The sequence below is a fragment of the Caldivirga sp. genome (assembly GCF_023256255.1).
Taxonomy (GTDB): domain Archaea; phylum Thermoproteota; class Thermoprotei; order Thermoproteales; family Thermocladiaceae; genus Caldivirga.
In genome coordinates, this window is the sequence record NZ_JAGDXD010000028.1 from 107,476 (window position 1) to 121,894 (window position 14,419).

18 protein-coding genes are annotated in these 14,419 nt (G+C 43.5%); 7 read left to right on the forward strand and 11 right to left on the reverse strand.

What is annotated here, in order from left to right; translation table 11 throughout:
- Positions 1-2: 2 nt before the first annotated feature.
- The 4 genes from Q0C29_RS04950 to Q0C29_RS04965 all read right to left on the reverse strand — a co-directional run bounded on the left by Q0C29_RS04950 (position 3) and on the right by Q0C29_RS04965 (position 3,856).
- Positions 3-1,046, reverse strand: coding sequence for an energy-coupling factor transporter transmembrane protein EcfT (locus Q0C29_RS04950; RefSeq protein WP_291999547.1), 1,044 nt, complete (start codon positions 1,044-1,046; stop codon positions 3-5).
- The gene (locus Q0C29_RS04955) at positions 1,021-2,706 is read right to left on the reverse strand and encodes an ABC transporter ATP-binding protein (protein WP_291999548.1); all 1,686 of its coding nucleotides are present in this window, start codon (positions 2,704-2,706) and stop codon (positions 1,021-1,023) included. The genes Q0C29_RS04950 and Q0C29_RS04955 overlap by 26 nt, the downstream gene beginning before the upstream one ends.
- Positions 2,703-3,458: a hypothetical protein gene (locus Q0C29_RS04960; RefSeq protein WP_291999549.1), complete on the reverse strand. Its 756-nt coding sequence runs from the start codon at positions 3,456-3,458 to the stop codon at positions 2,703-2,705. The genes Q0C29_RS04955 and Q0C29_RS04960 overlap by 4 nt, the downstream gene beginning before the upstream one ends.
- 152 nt (positions 3,459-3,610) lie before the next feature.
- A complete protein-coding gene (locus Q0C29_RS04965; protein ID WP_291999642.1) occupies positions 3,611-3,856 on the reverse strand; it encodes a hypothetical protein in 246 nt (81 codons plus the stop codon).
- Between the two features lie 69 nt (positions 3,857-3,925).
- Here Q0C29_RS04965 and udp point away from each other — a divergent pair, with 69 nt between their 5' ends.
- Positions 3,926-4,753, forward strand: a complete 828-nt coding sequence (gene udp, locus Q0C29_RS04970) for a uridine phosphorylase (RefSeq protein ID WP_291999550.1) — start codon at positions 3,926-3,928, stop codon at positions 4,751-4,753.
- A 14-nt stretch (positions 4,754-4,767) separates the two neighbouring features.
- On the opposite strand, the gene sixA is transcribed toward udp, so the two are convergent.
- The 6 genes from sixA to Q0C29_RS05000 all read right to left on the reverse strand — a co-directional run bounded on the left by sixA (position 4,768) and on the right by Q0C29_RS05000 (position 9,976).
- The gene (gene sixA, locus Q0C29_RS04975; protein ID WP_291999551.1) at positions 4,768-5,229 is read right to left on the reverse strand and encodes a phosphohistidine phosphatase SixA; all 462 of its coding nucleotides are present in this window, start codon (positions 5,227-5,229) and stop codon (positions 4,768-4,770) included.
- A 256-nt stretch (positions 5,230-5,485) separates the two neighbouring features.
- Positions 5,486-6,682: an RsmB/NOP family class I SAM-dependent RNA methyltransferase gene (locus Q0C29_RS04980; RefSeq protein ID WP_291999552.1), complete on the reverse strand. Its 1,197-nt coding sequence runs from the start codon at positions 6,680-6,682 to the stop codon at positions 5,486-5,488.
- A 5-nt stretch (positions 6,683-6,687) separates the two neighbouring features.
- Complete coding sequence (locus Q0C29_RS04985) at positions 6,688-7,032, reverse strand: hypothetical protein (protein WP_291999553.1); 345 nt, start codon at positions 7,030-7,032, stop codon at positions 6,688-6,690.
- Between the two features lies 1 nt (position 7,033).
- Positions 7,034-8,146: an S-methyl-5-thioribose-1-phosphate isomerase gene (locus tag Q0C29_RS04990; RefSeq protein WP_291999554.1), complete on the reverse strand. Its 1,113-nt coding sequence runs from the start codon at positions 8,144-8,146 to the stop codon at positions 7,034-7,036.
- A 60-nt stretch (positions 8,147-8,206) separates the two neighbouring features.
- Positions 8,207-9,037, reverse strand: coding sequence for an inositol monophosphatase family protein (locus Q0C29_RS04995; RefSeq protein ID WP_291999555.1), 831 nt, complete (start codon positions 9,035-9,037; stop codon positions 8,207-8,209).
- 75 nt (positions 9,038-9,112) lie between these two features.
- Positions 9,113-9,976, reverse strand: coding sequence for a PfkB family carbohydrate kinase (locus Q0C29_RS05000; protein ID WP_291999556.1), 864 nt, complete (start codon positions 9,974-9,976; stop codon positions 9,113-9,115).
- An 89-nt stretch (positions 9,977-10,065) separates the two neighbouring features.
- Between Q0C29_RS05000 and Q0C29_RS05005 the strand changes: the two genes are divergently transcribed.
- Both Q0C29_RS05005 and surE read left to right on the forward strand, forming a co-directional pair.
- Positions 10,066-10,395 (forward strand): transcription factor S, encoded by a 330-nt coding sequence (locus Q0C29_RS05005; RefSeq protein WP_367173631.1) that lies wholly within the window; start codon positions 10,066-10,068, stop codon positions 10,393-10,395.
- Positions 10,396-10,407: 12 nt separating this feature from the next.
- Complete coding sequence (surE, locus tag Q0C29_RS05010) at positions 10,408-11,220, forward strand: 5'/3'-nucleotidase SurE (protein ID WP_291999558.1); 813 nt, start codon at positions 10,408-10,410, stop codon at positions 11,218-11,220.
- A 54-nt stretch (positions 11,221-11,274) separates the two neighbouring features.
- Here surE and Q0C29_RS05015 read toward each other — a convergent pair whose 3' ends face one another.
- Positions 11,275-11,724 carry a hypothetical protein gene (locus Q0C29_RS05015; RefSeq protein WP_291999559.1) on the reverse strand — a complete coding sequence of 150 codons (450 nt, stop codon included), beginning with the start codon at positions 11,722-11,724 and terminating at the stop codon, positions 11,275-11,277.
- Positions 11,725-11,837: 113 nt separating this feature from the next.
- Between Q0C29_RS05015 and Q0C29_RS05020 the strand changes: the two genes are divergently transcribed.
- The 4 genes from Q0C29_RS05020 to Q0C29_RS05035 all read left to right on the forward strand — a co-directional run bounded on the left by Q0C29_RS05020 (position 11,838) and on the right by Q0C29_RS05035 (position 14,403).
- The gene (locus Q0C29_RS05020) at positions 11,838-12,257 is read left to right on the forward strand and encodes a hypothetical protein (protein WP_291999560.1); all 420 of its coding nucleotides are present in this window, start codon (positions 11,838-11,840) and stop codon (positions 12,255-12,257) included.
- 56 nt (positions 12,258-12,313) lie between these two features.
- On the forward strand, positions 12,314-13,051 hold the full coding sequence (locus tag Q0C29_RS05025) for a hypothetical protein (RefSeq protein WP_291999561.1): 738 nt from the start codon (positions 12,314-12,316) through the stop codon (positions 13,049-13,051).
- 619 nt (positions 13,052-13,670) lie between these two features.
- Entirely contained in the window at positions 13,671-14,033 is a 363-nt protein-coding gene (locus tag Q0C29_RS05030) for a HEPN domain-containing protein (RefSeq protein WP_291999562.1), read from the forward strand.
- Positions 14,023-14,403 carry a nucleotidyltransferase domain-containing protein gene (locus tag Q0C29_RS05035; protein WP_291999563.1) on the forward strand — a complete coding sequence of 127 codons (381 nt, stop codon included), beginning with the start codon at positions 14,023-14,025 and terminating at the stop codon, positions 14,401-14,403. Before Q0C29_RS05030 ends, Q0C29_RS05035 begins: the two co-directional genes overlap by 11 nt.
- Positions 14,404-14,419: the final 16 nt, after the last annotated feature.

Genomic DNA, 14,419 nt, shown 5'->3' on the forward strand with positions numbered 1-14,419 from the left:
GACTAAGGGTTGTAGGGGATGGCTCCCATTCCAGGTAAACCAGATATGTATAGTCCAATAGCCAGTATTAGTAGTATTATCGCTAGGGCTACGTAGTCTACCCTACTCATTCTAATATCCTTATAGTAGGTTCTCCTCCTAAGGGCTCTAAAGCCCCTTATGTCGGCTGCTATCGCTATTTGTCTAGCATCCTTAAGGGTTAGTATTATTATGGTGACTAGGATCATTACGACAATCCTCAGTGAATAACCCAACTCAATAAGTGCCTCAATTGGGTTCCTACTCCTTGGCCTAATATCAACACCCCTAGCCTTAACTGCGTTTATAACCGTCATTGAGTTCTCAAGGACCTTAGGAACAGATGAAACAGCAAGTAGCAGCGTGAAGCCGAGTTCTATGGGTAGACCTGACTTCTCAAGGGATCTAAGTATATCAGCCGGTGAGGCGCTGAATATGAGCAGTAGGCCTGACGCTAATGCTGCTACAGACCTGAAGGATATTTGAAGTCCATAGATTACCCCCTCCCAGGTTATGCCCACTGGGTTATTAATGTGACCCAGGTATATTACAGTGGCGCTTTGGTTACCTTCGGTTAATCCAAGACCTGAGAAGACCTGGGGGAAGACATATATGAAGGTTACGTGGTGGAATAATGCGAATAAGTAGTTATATGGGGCGAATATTGACTCAGTCCAAGCAGTACCTATGAATGCTGATAATACAAGTGGCACAGCCACCTTAAGCTTATCCTTAACATTGGTTAATAGCTTGTAAAGCACCATAACGCCCATGAAGATTATGGCTGATACCCACCATATCGTTACGGCAGCCACCACGGTAACTACTATTGATAGAAGTATCTTAACCCTGGGATCAAGCCTATACAGTATTGAACCCCCTTCAACATACCTGAATAATGACATGTAGCCCTGGAAGCCTATTAGCTTGAAAATTAGGTATATCACTATTACTGGGCCATAGAGTAGGTAAAGCAGTGATATTGTCCAGTTTACGGCTGGATTATACAACAGGAGTTGAGGCTGCATTGGTAACCACACCCCTTAAATTAGCTACAGGCTTATTCAACCTCCTCGTAACCTCAAAGACCTGTGGTGGGGAAATACCCCACTCAGGGTGTTCCCTAGCCCTGCAGAATACGTCCTCAGGTGACCCATCATACACTATCTTACCATCATACATCACGTAAACCCTACTACTATAGTCCCCAACCTGCCTCATGTTGTGGGTAACCATGATGACTGTTGAGCCAGTCTTACCCTTAACCTCCTCAATATACCTCATTAACTGTTCTCCGGTCTCATGATCAAGCCCCCTTGTTGGTTCATCAAGTATAAGTACCCTCGGCTCAGCCACCAGTACTGAGGCAACTGTGACTAGTCTCCTCTGGCCTACTGATAATTTGTGGGGATCCCTATTAAGTAAGTCAATGATGTTTAACTCCCTAGCTATATTCATTACCCTAGCCTCAAGCTCCCTCCCCCTAACGCCAGAATTCTTAAGTGTGAACTCTAATTCACCCTTAACGCTTGTTGAGAAAATCATTTGGTCAGGGTCCTGGAAAACGTAGCCAACTAGCCTAACGCGTTCCTTACCCTTAAGCCTATAGGGTTCAAGGCCCATTATCCTTAAGTTACCGCGCGTGGGGCTATATATACCCACCATGAGGTACATTAAGGTTGACTTACCACTACCATTAGGTCCAATAACACTAATAATAGCCCCCTCGGGGAACTTAACATTAATGCCTCTTAAAGTTGGGTTCTGATTACCTGGATACGTGAACCATAGGTCACTGGCCTCAGCTATTGCATTACCCTGGTGCACAGTATTATGATTAACATGATTAAGCACTTGCTCAAGCTGCTTAAGGCCACCCATTTCAATAAACTCATTAATCGTGGTTGGGTAGTACTGCGGATTCCCTCTATTAAACATCCTATACAGTGTCGCAACCTGGGGTTCCTCAATGCCGAGTTCACTTATTTTAGCTAATGCCTTATGAGCCTCATCATCAACCACAAGGGATCCATTACTCAACGCCACTATTCTATCCACATAACCTATAACCCTCTCAACCCTATGCTCACTCATTACCACAGTTAACCCATCATCATTGAGCTTCCTCACTAATGTGAATATTTCCTCAGCCCCAAGGGAATCAAGCATTGAAGTTGGTTCATCAAGGATCAGTAACCTAGGTCTCAAGGCAAGCATACCGGCTATGGCTAACCTCTGCTTCTCCCCACCACTGAGTAGGAAGGTTGGATGCCTCCTCTTATTCCATAACCCAGTTAACTTAAGGGCATCCTCAACCCTAATCTTAATTTCACTAGGCTCCACTGCCCTATTCTCTAAACCAAAGGCTACATCATCATCAACTATCAGTGAGAATATTTGACTCTCCGGAACTTGGTATACTGTACCAACTAGGGTCGCCATTTCATGTACAGGCGTCTTCCTTGGATCCCTATCAAATACGCTTACCTTACCCCTAACCCTAGCCTCTATTACGTTTGGTATGACTCCATTTATGACGTTTAGAAGAGTTGACTTACCTGAACCTGTTCTCCCAACAAGAAGGATGAATTCCCCCTCCTTAATTTTAAGTGAAATATTCCTTAAGGCTGGTTTACTTGCTCCAAAGTAGTATACCGTGAGGTTCTCAACCTCGACGGCATATTTCATGTCACCACCTTCTTAATATAGTACACTAGGGGCGCTAGTATTAAACCTATCACTGCGCCGAAGATCAAGGCGGTCACTGTTGTTATTGCCCAGAATGAGACTGTGTAAGTGTAGCCCTCCACAAAGGTTGCGAAGAAGCCCCTATAGAAGAGCGGGAAAGCTATAAATACTGTTAAGCCTCCTATTGCGCCATCAATCAGTAAGAGCCAAGTGGAGCGGGCAGTCAATTCCTCGGTCTCCTCGATTGCCTCCTCAACGGTAACCGTTCCTTTCCTAACCCTAGTGAATGGCGTTAAGTAATGTTGATTCCTGTATATTAGCCAGAGGTCTATTAATGCTGCATAACCAAGCACCTCGTAAACAAACCAGAAAGGCTCACCCCCGAATCCGTAGTGAATTATGTCTGAGAGGAGGGTGTATATGAACATGGTTAACCCAGCTGAACCAGGCTTACCTACCAGTGCAGCCGCTAGCATTAGAAGGAATGCCTCACCTATGGTTGGGTAGTAGAAGTACGTTGTAATTGCACTAACCTTGGGTATAATGGGTGATATGAAGAAGTTGTACACTATCATAAGTGCAGCTATTAATGCAATGTAAACGAAGTCAATGGTCTTAAACCTACTGAATGGTTTCTCCCTGCCGATTCCCCATGCCCACGCAAGTAGGCCGAAGTAAACCAGGGCCCATATTAACATAATAGGCCAGGGTATTATAGTATGTAAGTTAAAGTGTACTCCATTCCATACCATGGGTTACTTAACTCCAGGTATTTTTAAAGCTTTACTAAATAAAGTACCCATGGAATATACTTATATATAGGATTAAGGATCATTACGCAGCAACTATATTTCACTAGCTCCCCTAGGTCACTATAGGTAGCTAACTGAAGCCTTGATTAACGTTACTCCCCACCATCATTCTCCATTACACCTAAGTAGTCGTAAACCCACCCCTTCCTAGCGTACTCCTCGTAAATCTTCCAAATCCTCTTAGCACTCACTAAACCAGTGTAGTAACCCCTCTCCTCCAGTATCCTCTTAACCTCATTAATGAAGTCAATTGGTTTAACGTAAGGCTTCTCGTACATTACCCTGAGGATTGCCTGCGCAATATCCTTATTATGAGGGTAAGGTTTCTTACTCTTCACAGTGACCAAGTCCCTAATAACGCTTAACTTACTAATAAACCTTAATTTAACCTAAAAGCATCAGTAGGCATGGCTACCAGACCCACCGTTAACGGTAGGATCTACCACCTAATGCTTAAATCCAATGAGACTGCGCCGTATGCCCTACTCCCTGGTGACCCAAGTAGGGTTGATTTAATAGCCTCAATGTGGGATGAAGTTAAGCTTAAGGTTGAGAACAGGGAGTTCAGGACATACGTAGGCGTCTATAGGGGGGTACCGGTGATGGCAACCTCAACAGGTATAGGTGGACCCTCAGCCTCAATAGCCATTGAGGAATTGGCTACGCTGGGGGTTAGTACGTTAATTAGGGTGGGTACCACTGGTTCACTATGGGTTAACGTGAAGGTTGGTGACTTAGTCATAGCAAGGGGTGCGGTTAGGTTTGATGGGGCAAGCGGCAACTATGCGCCACCAGGTTATCCAGCAGTTCCTCACCCAGACGTCTTAAATGCCCTAATCACGGCTGCTGAGGCGTTGGGCGTAAGGTACCATGTTGGTTTAACAGCAACTACAGACAGCTTCTACATTGGCCAGGGTAGGCCAGGTCTTGGTGGTTACTTGCCCAGTTGGCTTAGGGGCATTATTAATGAGCTTAAGGCCGTTAAAGTAATGAACTTCGACATGGAGACGGCAACATTATTAACAATAGCTAACGTTTATGGTTTAAGGGCTGGTTCAGTAATGGCCGTGGTGGCTAATAGGGAGAGCGATGAGTTTAACCCTGAGGCGGGGGTAATGGATGCTTGCCGTGTCGCTAATGAGGCTATTAGGGTGATTAATGAATGGGATAGACAGTACCCCAATGAGGAGGTTAAGTCAGCTGCCGTGCTTAAGAGGGCTTATGGCCAACGTTAACAGGCAGGGGCCTACTATTTAATTAACTCAGGCGTTATGTACCATTCAATGACCCATTGACCATTAGTTAAACCTAACCTAACTACGCCTGAGTACCTAAATTTAATTAATTGATTATTCGGGTTACCGGTAATAAGCAGTGAGGCTAATTTAGATAGGTGAGGTAAGTGACCCACAATCATTACCCTACCACCTAGTTCACTTAACCTACTGGCAATTAAACTTGGATCATCATTAGGATTCAAACCCTCAACAGCGTTCACTGATTCAACACCAAGATGCTTGGCCAATATTTCAGCCGTTTGAAGGGCCCTCTTCTTTCCACTATGGATTATTAAATCAACTGAAACGCCTAATCTAGCTAAGTAAGATGCAATGAGGGTGGTTTCATTAACCCCATCTGGTGTTAAGCTTCTCTCAGGATCAACCTTTTCATCGAAAGCCTTACCATGCTGAACTAGGTAAATTGAATCCACACCTCATCAATACCTTACTCAACTTTTAAACTTACTGCTTACCCGGGAGTGGTTATTGATTGCTGCCCTCGGGTTCATTGTGGTTTCCCCAAGCCCCCTCACCACCCTTCTGGAGTGGTTCTTGGGAACTCGGGGTCACCAAAAAGCCTATAAGCAAGTTAATTATAAAACCATCTGGAGAAGAAAATAAGCAAACAAAGAGAAAATAAATACAAAAAGACTCATATTACCATAAAAAAGAATACAGCCCAATGAGTTAAGATGGTTTAGTTAACTTAGCTATGAAGAAACCTGGCGTATCCTGTATATGCGGGTGGAACCTCCTTGAAGCACCATCGAACGCCTTTTGACCAGCAGGCGCATTAATGTGCTCTAGCCTGAAGCCTAACTCACTAGCCCACTTAACGTTATCCTCATTCTCCATCGGCGGCAGTGTGCAGGTAGAGTATACTAGTGAACCATTAGGCTTAAGTAGACTATAGGCCACCTTAATGAACTGCCTCTGGTAGGACACTAGGTTAATTAAGTCAGCCATTGTTAGCCTATAGTATAGCTTAGGCCTAACCCCAGCGTCGCTGCAGGGTGGATCAATGAGAACCTTATCAGCATTATTGATGAGCTCAGGGTGATTAACGTGAAGGAACCTGCTATCCTCAATGTAGGTTACTAACCTAACCCCCAACCTAGCTGCATTACCCTCAACTTGCTTAACCTTACTCCAGCTCCTATCAACCGCAATAATAATTGCCCTATTCCCAGATAACTGAGCTACGTGGGTTGCCTTACCACCTGGTGCTGAACATAAGTCAATAATGACCTCACCAGGTTTAGGGTCAATTAACCTACCTACCCACTGAGCTGGCAGTGACTGTTCATAGAATAAACCGAACTGCCACTCATCAAGGTCCCTTAACTTAGGTAGCCTATACACTGACTCAGTGGTCTCAACAACAATACCCCTGAAGCCCCTCTTGAAGTCTGATGCATTAACCTTTGCAACGCCTAAGGCAACTATGTCACCATTTGGGGAGATTACATTAACTTCATCACCAGCATGAACGTCACCAGGCATGTAGAGTACACCTGGGCCATACAGGTTGGAGCCTAGGTAGACGCTCTCTGAGGCGTACTTATCAGCAATCACATACTTCCTACTGGTCCCAATCCTACTAGGCCCCTCTGTTGGAAACCACACAGCCTCCTCAAGGATTTCATCCCTGTAAGCTGTTATCCCACGTTCCTTAAGCCTTCCCAGTAATTCATCAGTACTCACCTTTAGTGTGTTAACCCTGACGTAGTATCTTCTTGGTGGTTTCCTAACGCTTTCAAAATAGGAGCCTAATTCACCATCATCCATGTACTGCAGTAAATGTTTGTAAACCTCCTGGTCTAGTTCAATACCCTTAGCTACCTCAATGAATTTAACACCTCCCTCAGTATTATGTTTAGGCATGGTTACTATGGCCCACTTAACTTAGCCCTATTCTTAAACCTCTCCAGTGACTTAAGAATGGCCTTTGTGGCGTCCTCTGGGTTAATCTTTGATATTCTCCACAAGTCCATTTGATCATCAACAACATACATTATTGACTTAGCCCTAGATACTTTATCCTTGAATTCAATCTTAATGATCCTCTCCTTAGAGAGCTTACTAAGCATTTTAGCTGCCTTAAGGATGTTCCTATGCTTCTCATCAAGGCCCGCTAACCTCACTAATGTGGCGGTCTTAATGGTGACTCTCCTACCCCTTGAACTACTAATGAGCCTAACGAGGGCCTTAGCCAGTTTCTCTTCAATATTCACGCTATCCGTATCCACCACCCCCGTTTATAACCCTATTCACGTTCTTATCGAAGGGTGGGTATATTATCCCCTTCTCCGTTATTATTGCCGTAACATACCTGGGGGGCGTTACGTCGAAGACAGGGTTATACACCTTAACGTCACTTAGGGTTATTGGAACCCCCCTAATTAACCTAACCTCATTAGGATCCCTCTCCTCAATCTTAACGTCACCTACGCTACTGGTTAAGTCGAAGCTTGAGGATGGGGCAAGGGCGTAGAAGGGTATTCCTAATTCGTGGGCTATCACAGCCTCCTTAAACGTACCCACCTTATTAAACACGTGCCCGTCCTTTAAAATCCTATCTGCCCCAACCATGACGTGGTTAACCATGCCCTTAAACATCACCAACCCAACGGCAGTATCCGTAATCAACGTAGTGTCAATACCCTCCATTACCAATTCATACACTGTTAACCTAGCTCCCTGTAGCCATGGCCTAGTTTCAGGCACAAACATTGAAACCTCCATGCCCATTAGTTTAGCCAACTTAACGGGCGCTAATGCAGTTCCTAAGCCAGTGCCCGTTGCTAAGCCACCAGCATTACATTGAGTCATCACTGAGTCACCATTGTTAAGCTTCTCCATGCCATAGATGCCGATAGCTATCTCTGCATCATACTCCTCATTAAAGACTGCGTCAGCCTCAGCCTTAAGTGAATCCACTAATTCCCTAACGCTTTTAACACTACCATTATCTATACTTAACTTAGCCTTATTAAGCATCCTGCTTGTAGCCCAGGTTAAGTTAACTGCAGTTGGCCTTGCAGCATCCATAACCCTCTTAGCATCCTCAAGAACCCTTAAGGCACTGTTAAGGTCACTTACCTTACTCATGCTGCTTAACAAGCCGAGCAGCATACCATAGGCTGCCGTTATCCCTATTGCAGGTGCCCCCCTAACCTTCATGGACCTTATCGCCTCAGCCACATCTAATGGTGTGTGGAGTTCAACGTAACTTGTTTCAAAGGGTACCTTGGACTGGTCCAGTATTACTAACCTATTATCTTTCCATTCAATAGGTTTAACCTTAGGTTTATAAATCCTCTTAATTTCGTTAATATCAAGCCTCATTAATAATCACTAACCAGCACCTTTAAATTTAACCGAGTTTTAAAATTTACTCACAAATTGTTAATGCTGAAGGAATTGCTTAAGTAGTTCAGCAACCTCCCTACTCCTAGTAACCAGTAGGCTGACCCTGGGTTGCTCATTGATTGGCACATCATCGATGTTGTAACCATCCATGGCTAATATTATTGAGTTAAGTTCCTTAGCCATAACGTAGGCTGCGGCTATATCATAGAGCCTAAGCCTATTCCTAACGTCAAGGAAGAAGAGTAGTTTCCCTAAGGCCGCCATTGTTATTTCCAGGCTGGCTGCACCAAGGCTCCTTATCTTGAAACCATTAAGTCTCCTATATAATTCAGCTAAACCTGTTAAAACCCTCTGTTCAACAGTTGGTTCAATGTATATTGAGGCTACCGGCTTATCTAGGACGCTTGAGTCAAAGGATGCTGGTTCACCATTTATGAAGGCTCCCTTACCCTTCTCAGCGTAGTAGGTCACGCCAGTGTTGACGTGGTGAATAATCCCGGCTTCAACATCTGACAGAGTTAGGTTATTCTTGAACTTAGCCGTGGCTATTGATATGGAGTAGAATGGTACATCTAGGACGAAGTTAAGTGAACCATCGATTGGATCAACTATGAATAAGTAATCGGGCTCACCATCATTAACCTTAACGACACCCCTCTCCTCAGTAATAACTAAAGCCCTCAACCCCTCAGCCTTAATTCTATCAATTATTGCACCCTCAGCAACCCAATCAATACCCCTAGTTACATCCCCTTTCCCGGACTTCATTATCCTCTTGTATGATGGATCCTTAGACTTCTCAACTATTATTGGAGATACGTTCTTCACAATATCCATTAGCAATGATTGAACATTTACGTTACCCACATTTATCGCTATAGGCTCAACTCAACGTTTTAATGCTTTTCCACAAGCATTATGAGCGCTTAAGGTATTGGTAAGTTAGGCTTCACCATACCTTACCAGCCTACTAAGCTCACTGGTCACGTGGTCAAGTAGCCATAGATCTATCATACTGAAGGGGCCATTCACAGTAACCCTAACTGTCGCCAGGGCAACGGCCTTAATGAAGGCGTCGAGTGGATTAAGACCCATCTTTAAGTAGCCTGTTAATGAACATATTAAGACATCACCTGCACCAGTGGGGTCAACTGCATTAACCTTAATATTCTTGTCAAACCAGTAAACCTTACCGTTAGTGTACATTTTAGCCAGATTACTGCCCATTGAAACCACCAGGACCTTATCCTTAACGCGCATAACCCCATGGTTAACCTCATCTGCGCTGACTTTAACAATATCAGAGTGGGCTAGGGCTAATTCAACAATATCCCTGGAGCTATCGTTAATAACTAACCCGTCATCACGAAACCTCCTTGTAAAACCCTGGAGGTCTATTGAAACTAACCTAGCCTTTTCCCTAATAGCCTCAACAAGCCCCCATGATACCTCACCGGCCACTGGATTAATAACAACAGTATCGTCGTTTACCGTTACATCACTGGGTTTAATGTCTCTGCACCTGCTGAGTAACCATAGTTTCCTATTCATGGAATCATCATACCTTATCCTAAACCTAGTGGTCCTGCATGACTCATCAACCCTAACACCAGTTAAATCAATACCCAATTCCTCGTAGGGTCTTAAGGCTGGTTTAAAGTCAAAACCAACGACAGATATTGGCTTAGTGATGAAGCCAACCTGCTTCAGGTAAGTGGAGCAGAAGGTTGGTGGGCCACCGGGGCTTATCCTACTGATCCCTGGGAACTCCAGCTCATCAATAGTCATGTGACCTATAATTAACACTCAACCACCACGAGCGGGCGCATTTAAGTATTTAATTTTTGAGAAAGATTTATTAAAAAGTACCCGGCCAAGTGTTAATTTACATGGCCATAAAATTCTGCCCTAAATGCGGATCAATCATGAAACCATACAGGAGCGGTAATAAGGTTATTTGGAAGTGCCCCAAATGTGGGTATGTTGAGGACTCTTCAACAGCAGCCCCATTGATTGAAAGGACCGTTATTGAGCATAAGCCTGATGAAAAACCCGTAGTCCTCACTAAAGTCAATGATAATTTACCTAAAGTTAAGGTAACGTGCCCAAGGTGTGGTAATAATGAGGCGTACTTCTGGGTGCAGCAGACTAGGGCGGCTGATGAACCACCAACCAGATTCTACAGGTGCACTAGGTGTGGGTATACTTGGCGTGAGTATGAGTGATGGTGAGTTTAATTGAGGATACTGGTAACTAATGATGACGGATTAACCTCAACGGGTATAGTTACATTAGCTAATGAATTAGCCAAGGAACATGAAGTACACGTGGTGGCACCTGAATCACAACTAAGCAGTATAGGTGCTGCCAGGACCTATAATAGGCCTATAAGGATGTGGAAATGGAATGGCGGCCTTTACCACAGTTCAGTAAACGTCTACGCAACAGATGGCACACCCTCAGATGCGGTCTTCATGGGAATAAACATGTTTAAGCCAAACATAGTGGTTAGTGGCGTTAACCTAGGTGAGAACGTGGGCCTTGAGTCACTGTTCATAAGTGGTACAATAGGGGCGGTAATACAGTCATCATTAATAGGTGTTCCAGGTATAGCAGTCTCAATAGAGGTACCACCTCACAGTAAGTTCATAATACCGCAGATTAGTGGGGACTACTTCAGCGGTATAATTAAGGTGGTTAGAGGCATCATTAGCCGCATTGGGATTAAGGGATGGATTAATGGAGTTGATGCACTCTCACTAAACATGCCATCACCAAGCAGGTGGAGTGGTGAATACGCTGTGGTTTTACGTATGGCTAAGCGAATATTCAAGGAGACTATAGTTGAGTCAAATGACCCAAGGGGTAATAAGATATACTGGAGGTGGGGTGAGGAATTAGTGCAACTAGATGCTGACACTGACGCGTATGCATTCTACAAGGAGGGGAAACTAGTCATAACACCCTTAATGCTAAGTGATTCGGAGATTAACCGTATTGATGTTGTTAGGAGGGTTAAGGAGCTAATAGATGAGGTTATTAAGGCTTAGAGTACCCTTATCATTAGTGCAAGTGATTGAAAGTTAGGTGGAAACCAATCAACCCTACTTACTTGAGCTTCCTGAATCCTGAACCTGTTCACCACCTTGTTTCACCACGGCTAGGAATACCATACCGTTAAACTCCATTTCCCTAATAATACCCTTATTGATTAATTCGGAGTAGACTCGGGACCACTCATCTCCAGTTATCTTCTTCAGTAATTCCTCGAAGGCGGGCTTAGGCATGGGTTCCTTCAACTCACTTATAATGCGGTCAACAATCTCATTCACGTTAACTACATTATCATTACTAATTACTTGCTTAACCTTAACGTAAACTTCCCCTGAGGCTAAGTCAACGTAAGTGTCTATTAGGCCGCGTCTACTTAATTCGAGTAAGTCATTGTACGATAAATTGAATGGTACCCTATCCCTAACACTTCTCAAACTAACCCACTTACCATCACTCAATGCTCTTAAGGTCTCGACGAAATCACTAAGCCTACTCCTCATAATTTGAACGTGCACTAAAGCCCTATTTAACTTAACAGCCAATATAGGGGTCATGCGTACGTAATTATGCTTAAGGTATAACATTTATTAATTTCGACTAGTACACCATTCTGATGACTGAGGAGGTTACCGTCGAGGAACTTATTAATAGGATTATGGACGGCAACAACCTTGAGGTTGTGGACTACAGGGGGGATTCAGTCATAGTTGATTCAGTTAAGGGCATTGTCAAAGGTGATGTGGGGGATTTAGGGGAACTTAAGAAGAGGAGACCGAGGGGAGGGCCAACTAAGAGACAGGTTGAGTTAATGGCAGCCATAGCTAGAGCTTTAGTTAAGTCAAGGGTTAAATTCAAGGTGGTCTTCGGGCCTAGGGAAGCCACTGTTAGGTTTGATGAGAATAGGTACGTTAGGATTACTGAGAATGATTCAAGGGTTGCCGGCTTCAATTCAAGCAGTGAGGAACCGCTAAGCATAATATACGGTGAGTTAAGCGGTTACGGTAAAGTACTCTTCCTTAAGCCTCTTAAGTGACGTTACCATTGAAAATAATTAATTAGTATTAAAACCCTCAGACACATGATTTGAACGTGATACCTAAGTTCATATTAACACACAGGCATTACTGCGCCATAGTTAAGTCGAGGAGTAGCGACCTAGCATTAACCATTGATAGGAGCGGTAGGTTAATTATTAGTTCAAGTAAGCCCTGCATCGGTGATTACATTAAGCTTCAGCCCTACCTCCGTATTGGCCCAAGCAGTGAAGCAATTAAACCGTTTATGGTTTATAATTACGAGTACGTGCCTGTTTACGTAATATACAGGGATGTGGTGGCCTTAAACCAATTAACAATATCAGGTGGAAGAGTAAGCCTACAGTCAGAGGAGGCTGATGAAACCATATTAAGGGGTCTAGTGGTTAACAACGAGGACTACACTAGGTACATAATAGATGTATTAATAAGTAAGTACCTCGAATCCCCAATACCCATATTAGCCATGTCCACTAAGTTAAGTAGTAACCCAGATAAGGTTGAGGAACAGGTGAAGGCATTAACAGATGGGGATTACCACGTCGCCGGTGTTAAGATTTATCATAAGCCCGGCTTCATGGTTAGCATAAGGAGAGTATCACCCTATAGGGTTAACGTAGCCTTAATGTGCAGTATAGACTTAGTTGATGACTTCAAGAAGCTGACTAAGGCCTTAATCCTAAACTCAACAATAATCCATGACTTAAGGTTAGGTAGAGTAGGTGAATTACCAATGGGAATGGATGTCTTCTACCCAATAATGAAGAATAGGTTAATCACCCACGGTGAGTAAGACATTCCCTAAGGATACATTATTCCTCTCATAAGTATTCAACGTAACACCATAGGTTCTCCCAATCCGAGTAGCTATCAATAAGTAGCACCGGTATAGGCTCATGTTCAGTGTCATCACTAGTCTTCACTTCTCTATGATTAACCCAGAACCACGACCCCTAGCTAACTGTTCAATAAAATTAAGTAATGTTGTACCAATACCCTTACCCTAGTACTCCCTCTTCACCACCATTCAAAGAACTTCAACCAAGTGTTCACTAAACTTCACAGTAATGAGTTCAGTACCCATGTATGCACCATATGTTTCATAATCCTTTAAGTCTGGGATCATTCTCTCAATGCTCATTATTTAAGCATTCAGACTCCTGCTTCCTTAAAGGAATAAATTTTAAGCAACTAACTATCTATCTATATTAAAGGCCTAAAAGTAAACATGGATAAACCTATAAGGATTAAGTTTCACAGAATTTCACACGTTGAATCAGAAGCTAAAACTGGTCAATCCATCAATGTGATGCCCTCATGTTAAGGCTATTGCCTAGCTAGTGGTGGGTTGCTTATTAAGGATCCTCCACGGAAAGGGTAATGTTTTTATCCTGAAATGAGAGCCTTATTTAGTGTCTTCACGTTGGTTTAATAGGGCTGAGCGGTATAGGGAGTTAAGTAGGGATATGGTTAACAGGGGCCTTTATGATGAGGCATGCTTCTTTGCGCAGCAGGCCGTTGAATTTTACATAAAGGGTAAATTAATTGAATTAACTGGTGCTAGACCCTACACGCACTCCATAGTTGCATTACTGGAACAGTTACTAAGTATACTGCAGAGGAAGCCCAGTGGTGAAGTGATTAAATGTGCTAAGACGCTGACTGAACAATACATAAGTTCCAGGTACCCTGACGCACGCATGCTGGATTACGATAGGGATGATGCCGAGGAATGCATCAAGTGTATGGAATTGGTGCTTAGTAATGTTGTTTAGGGAAGTCTTCATGAAGATGCATAAGGATGTTGAGGATTGGATTAAGGTATTGTGCAGCCGTGGCTTCACCGTTATTTTATTTGGTTCAAGAGCCAGGGGTGAAGCTAGAATAGACAGTGACTGGGACCTTATAGTGATTGGTAATGGGCAAGCCATTGAACCACCTAATGACTTAGTTCAAGTTTACTTCACTGATACATTAACGGCGGAGGCTGAGATTATGAAATTCAACACGTTATTCGTGGATGCGTTCCATGAGGGGAAGTTAATATGCGGAGACTTTGAATTATTCAATAGGCTTAGGGTCCTTGCACTTGAGAGAACTAGGGGATTCATGAAGACTAGGAATGGGTGGATTAAGGCCGATTAACAGATTACTTAATTAC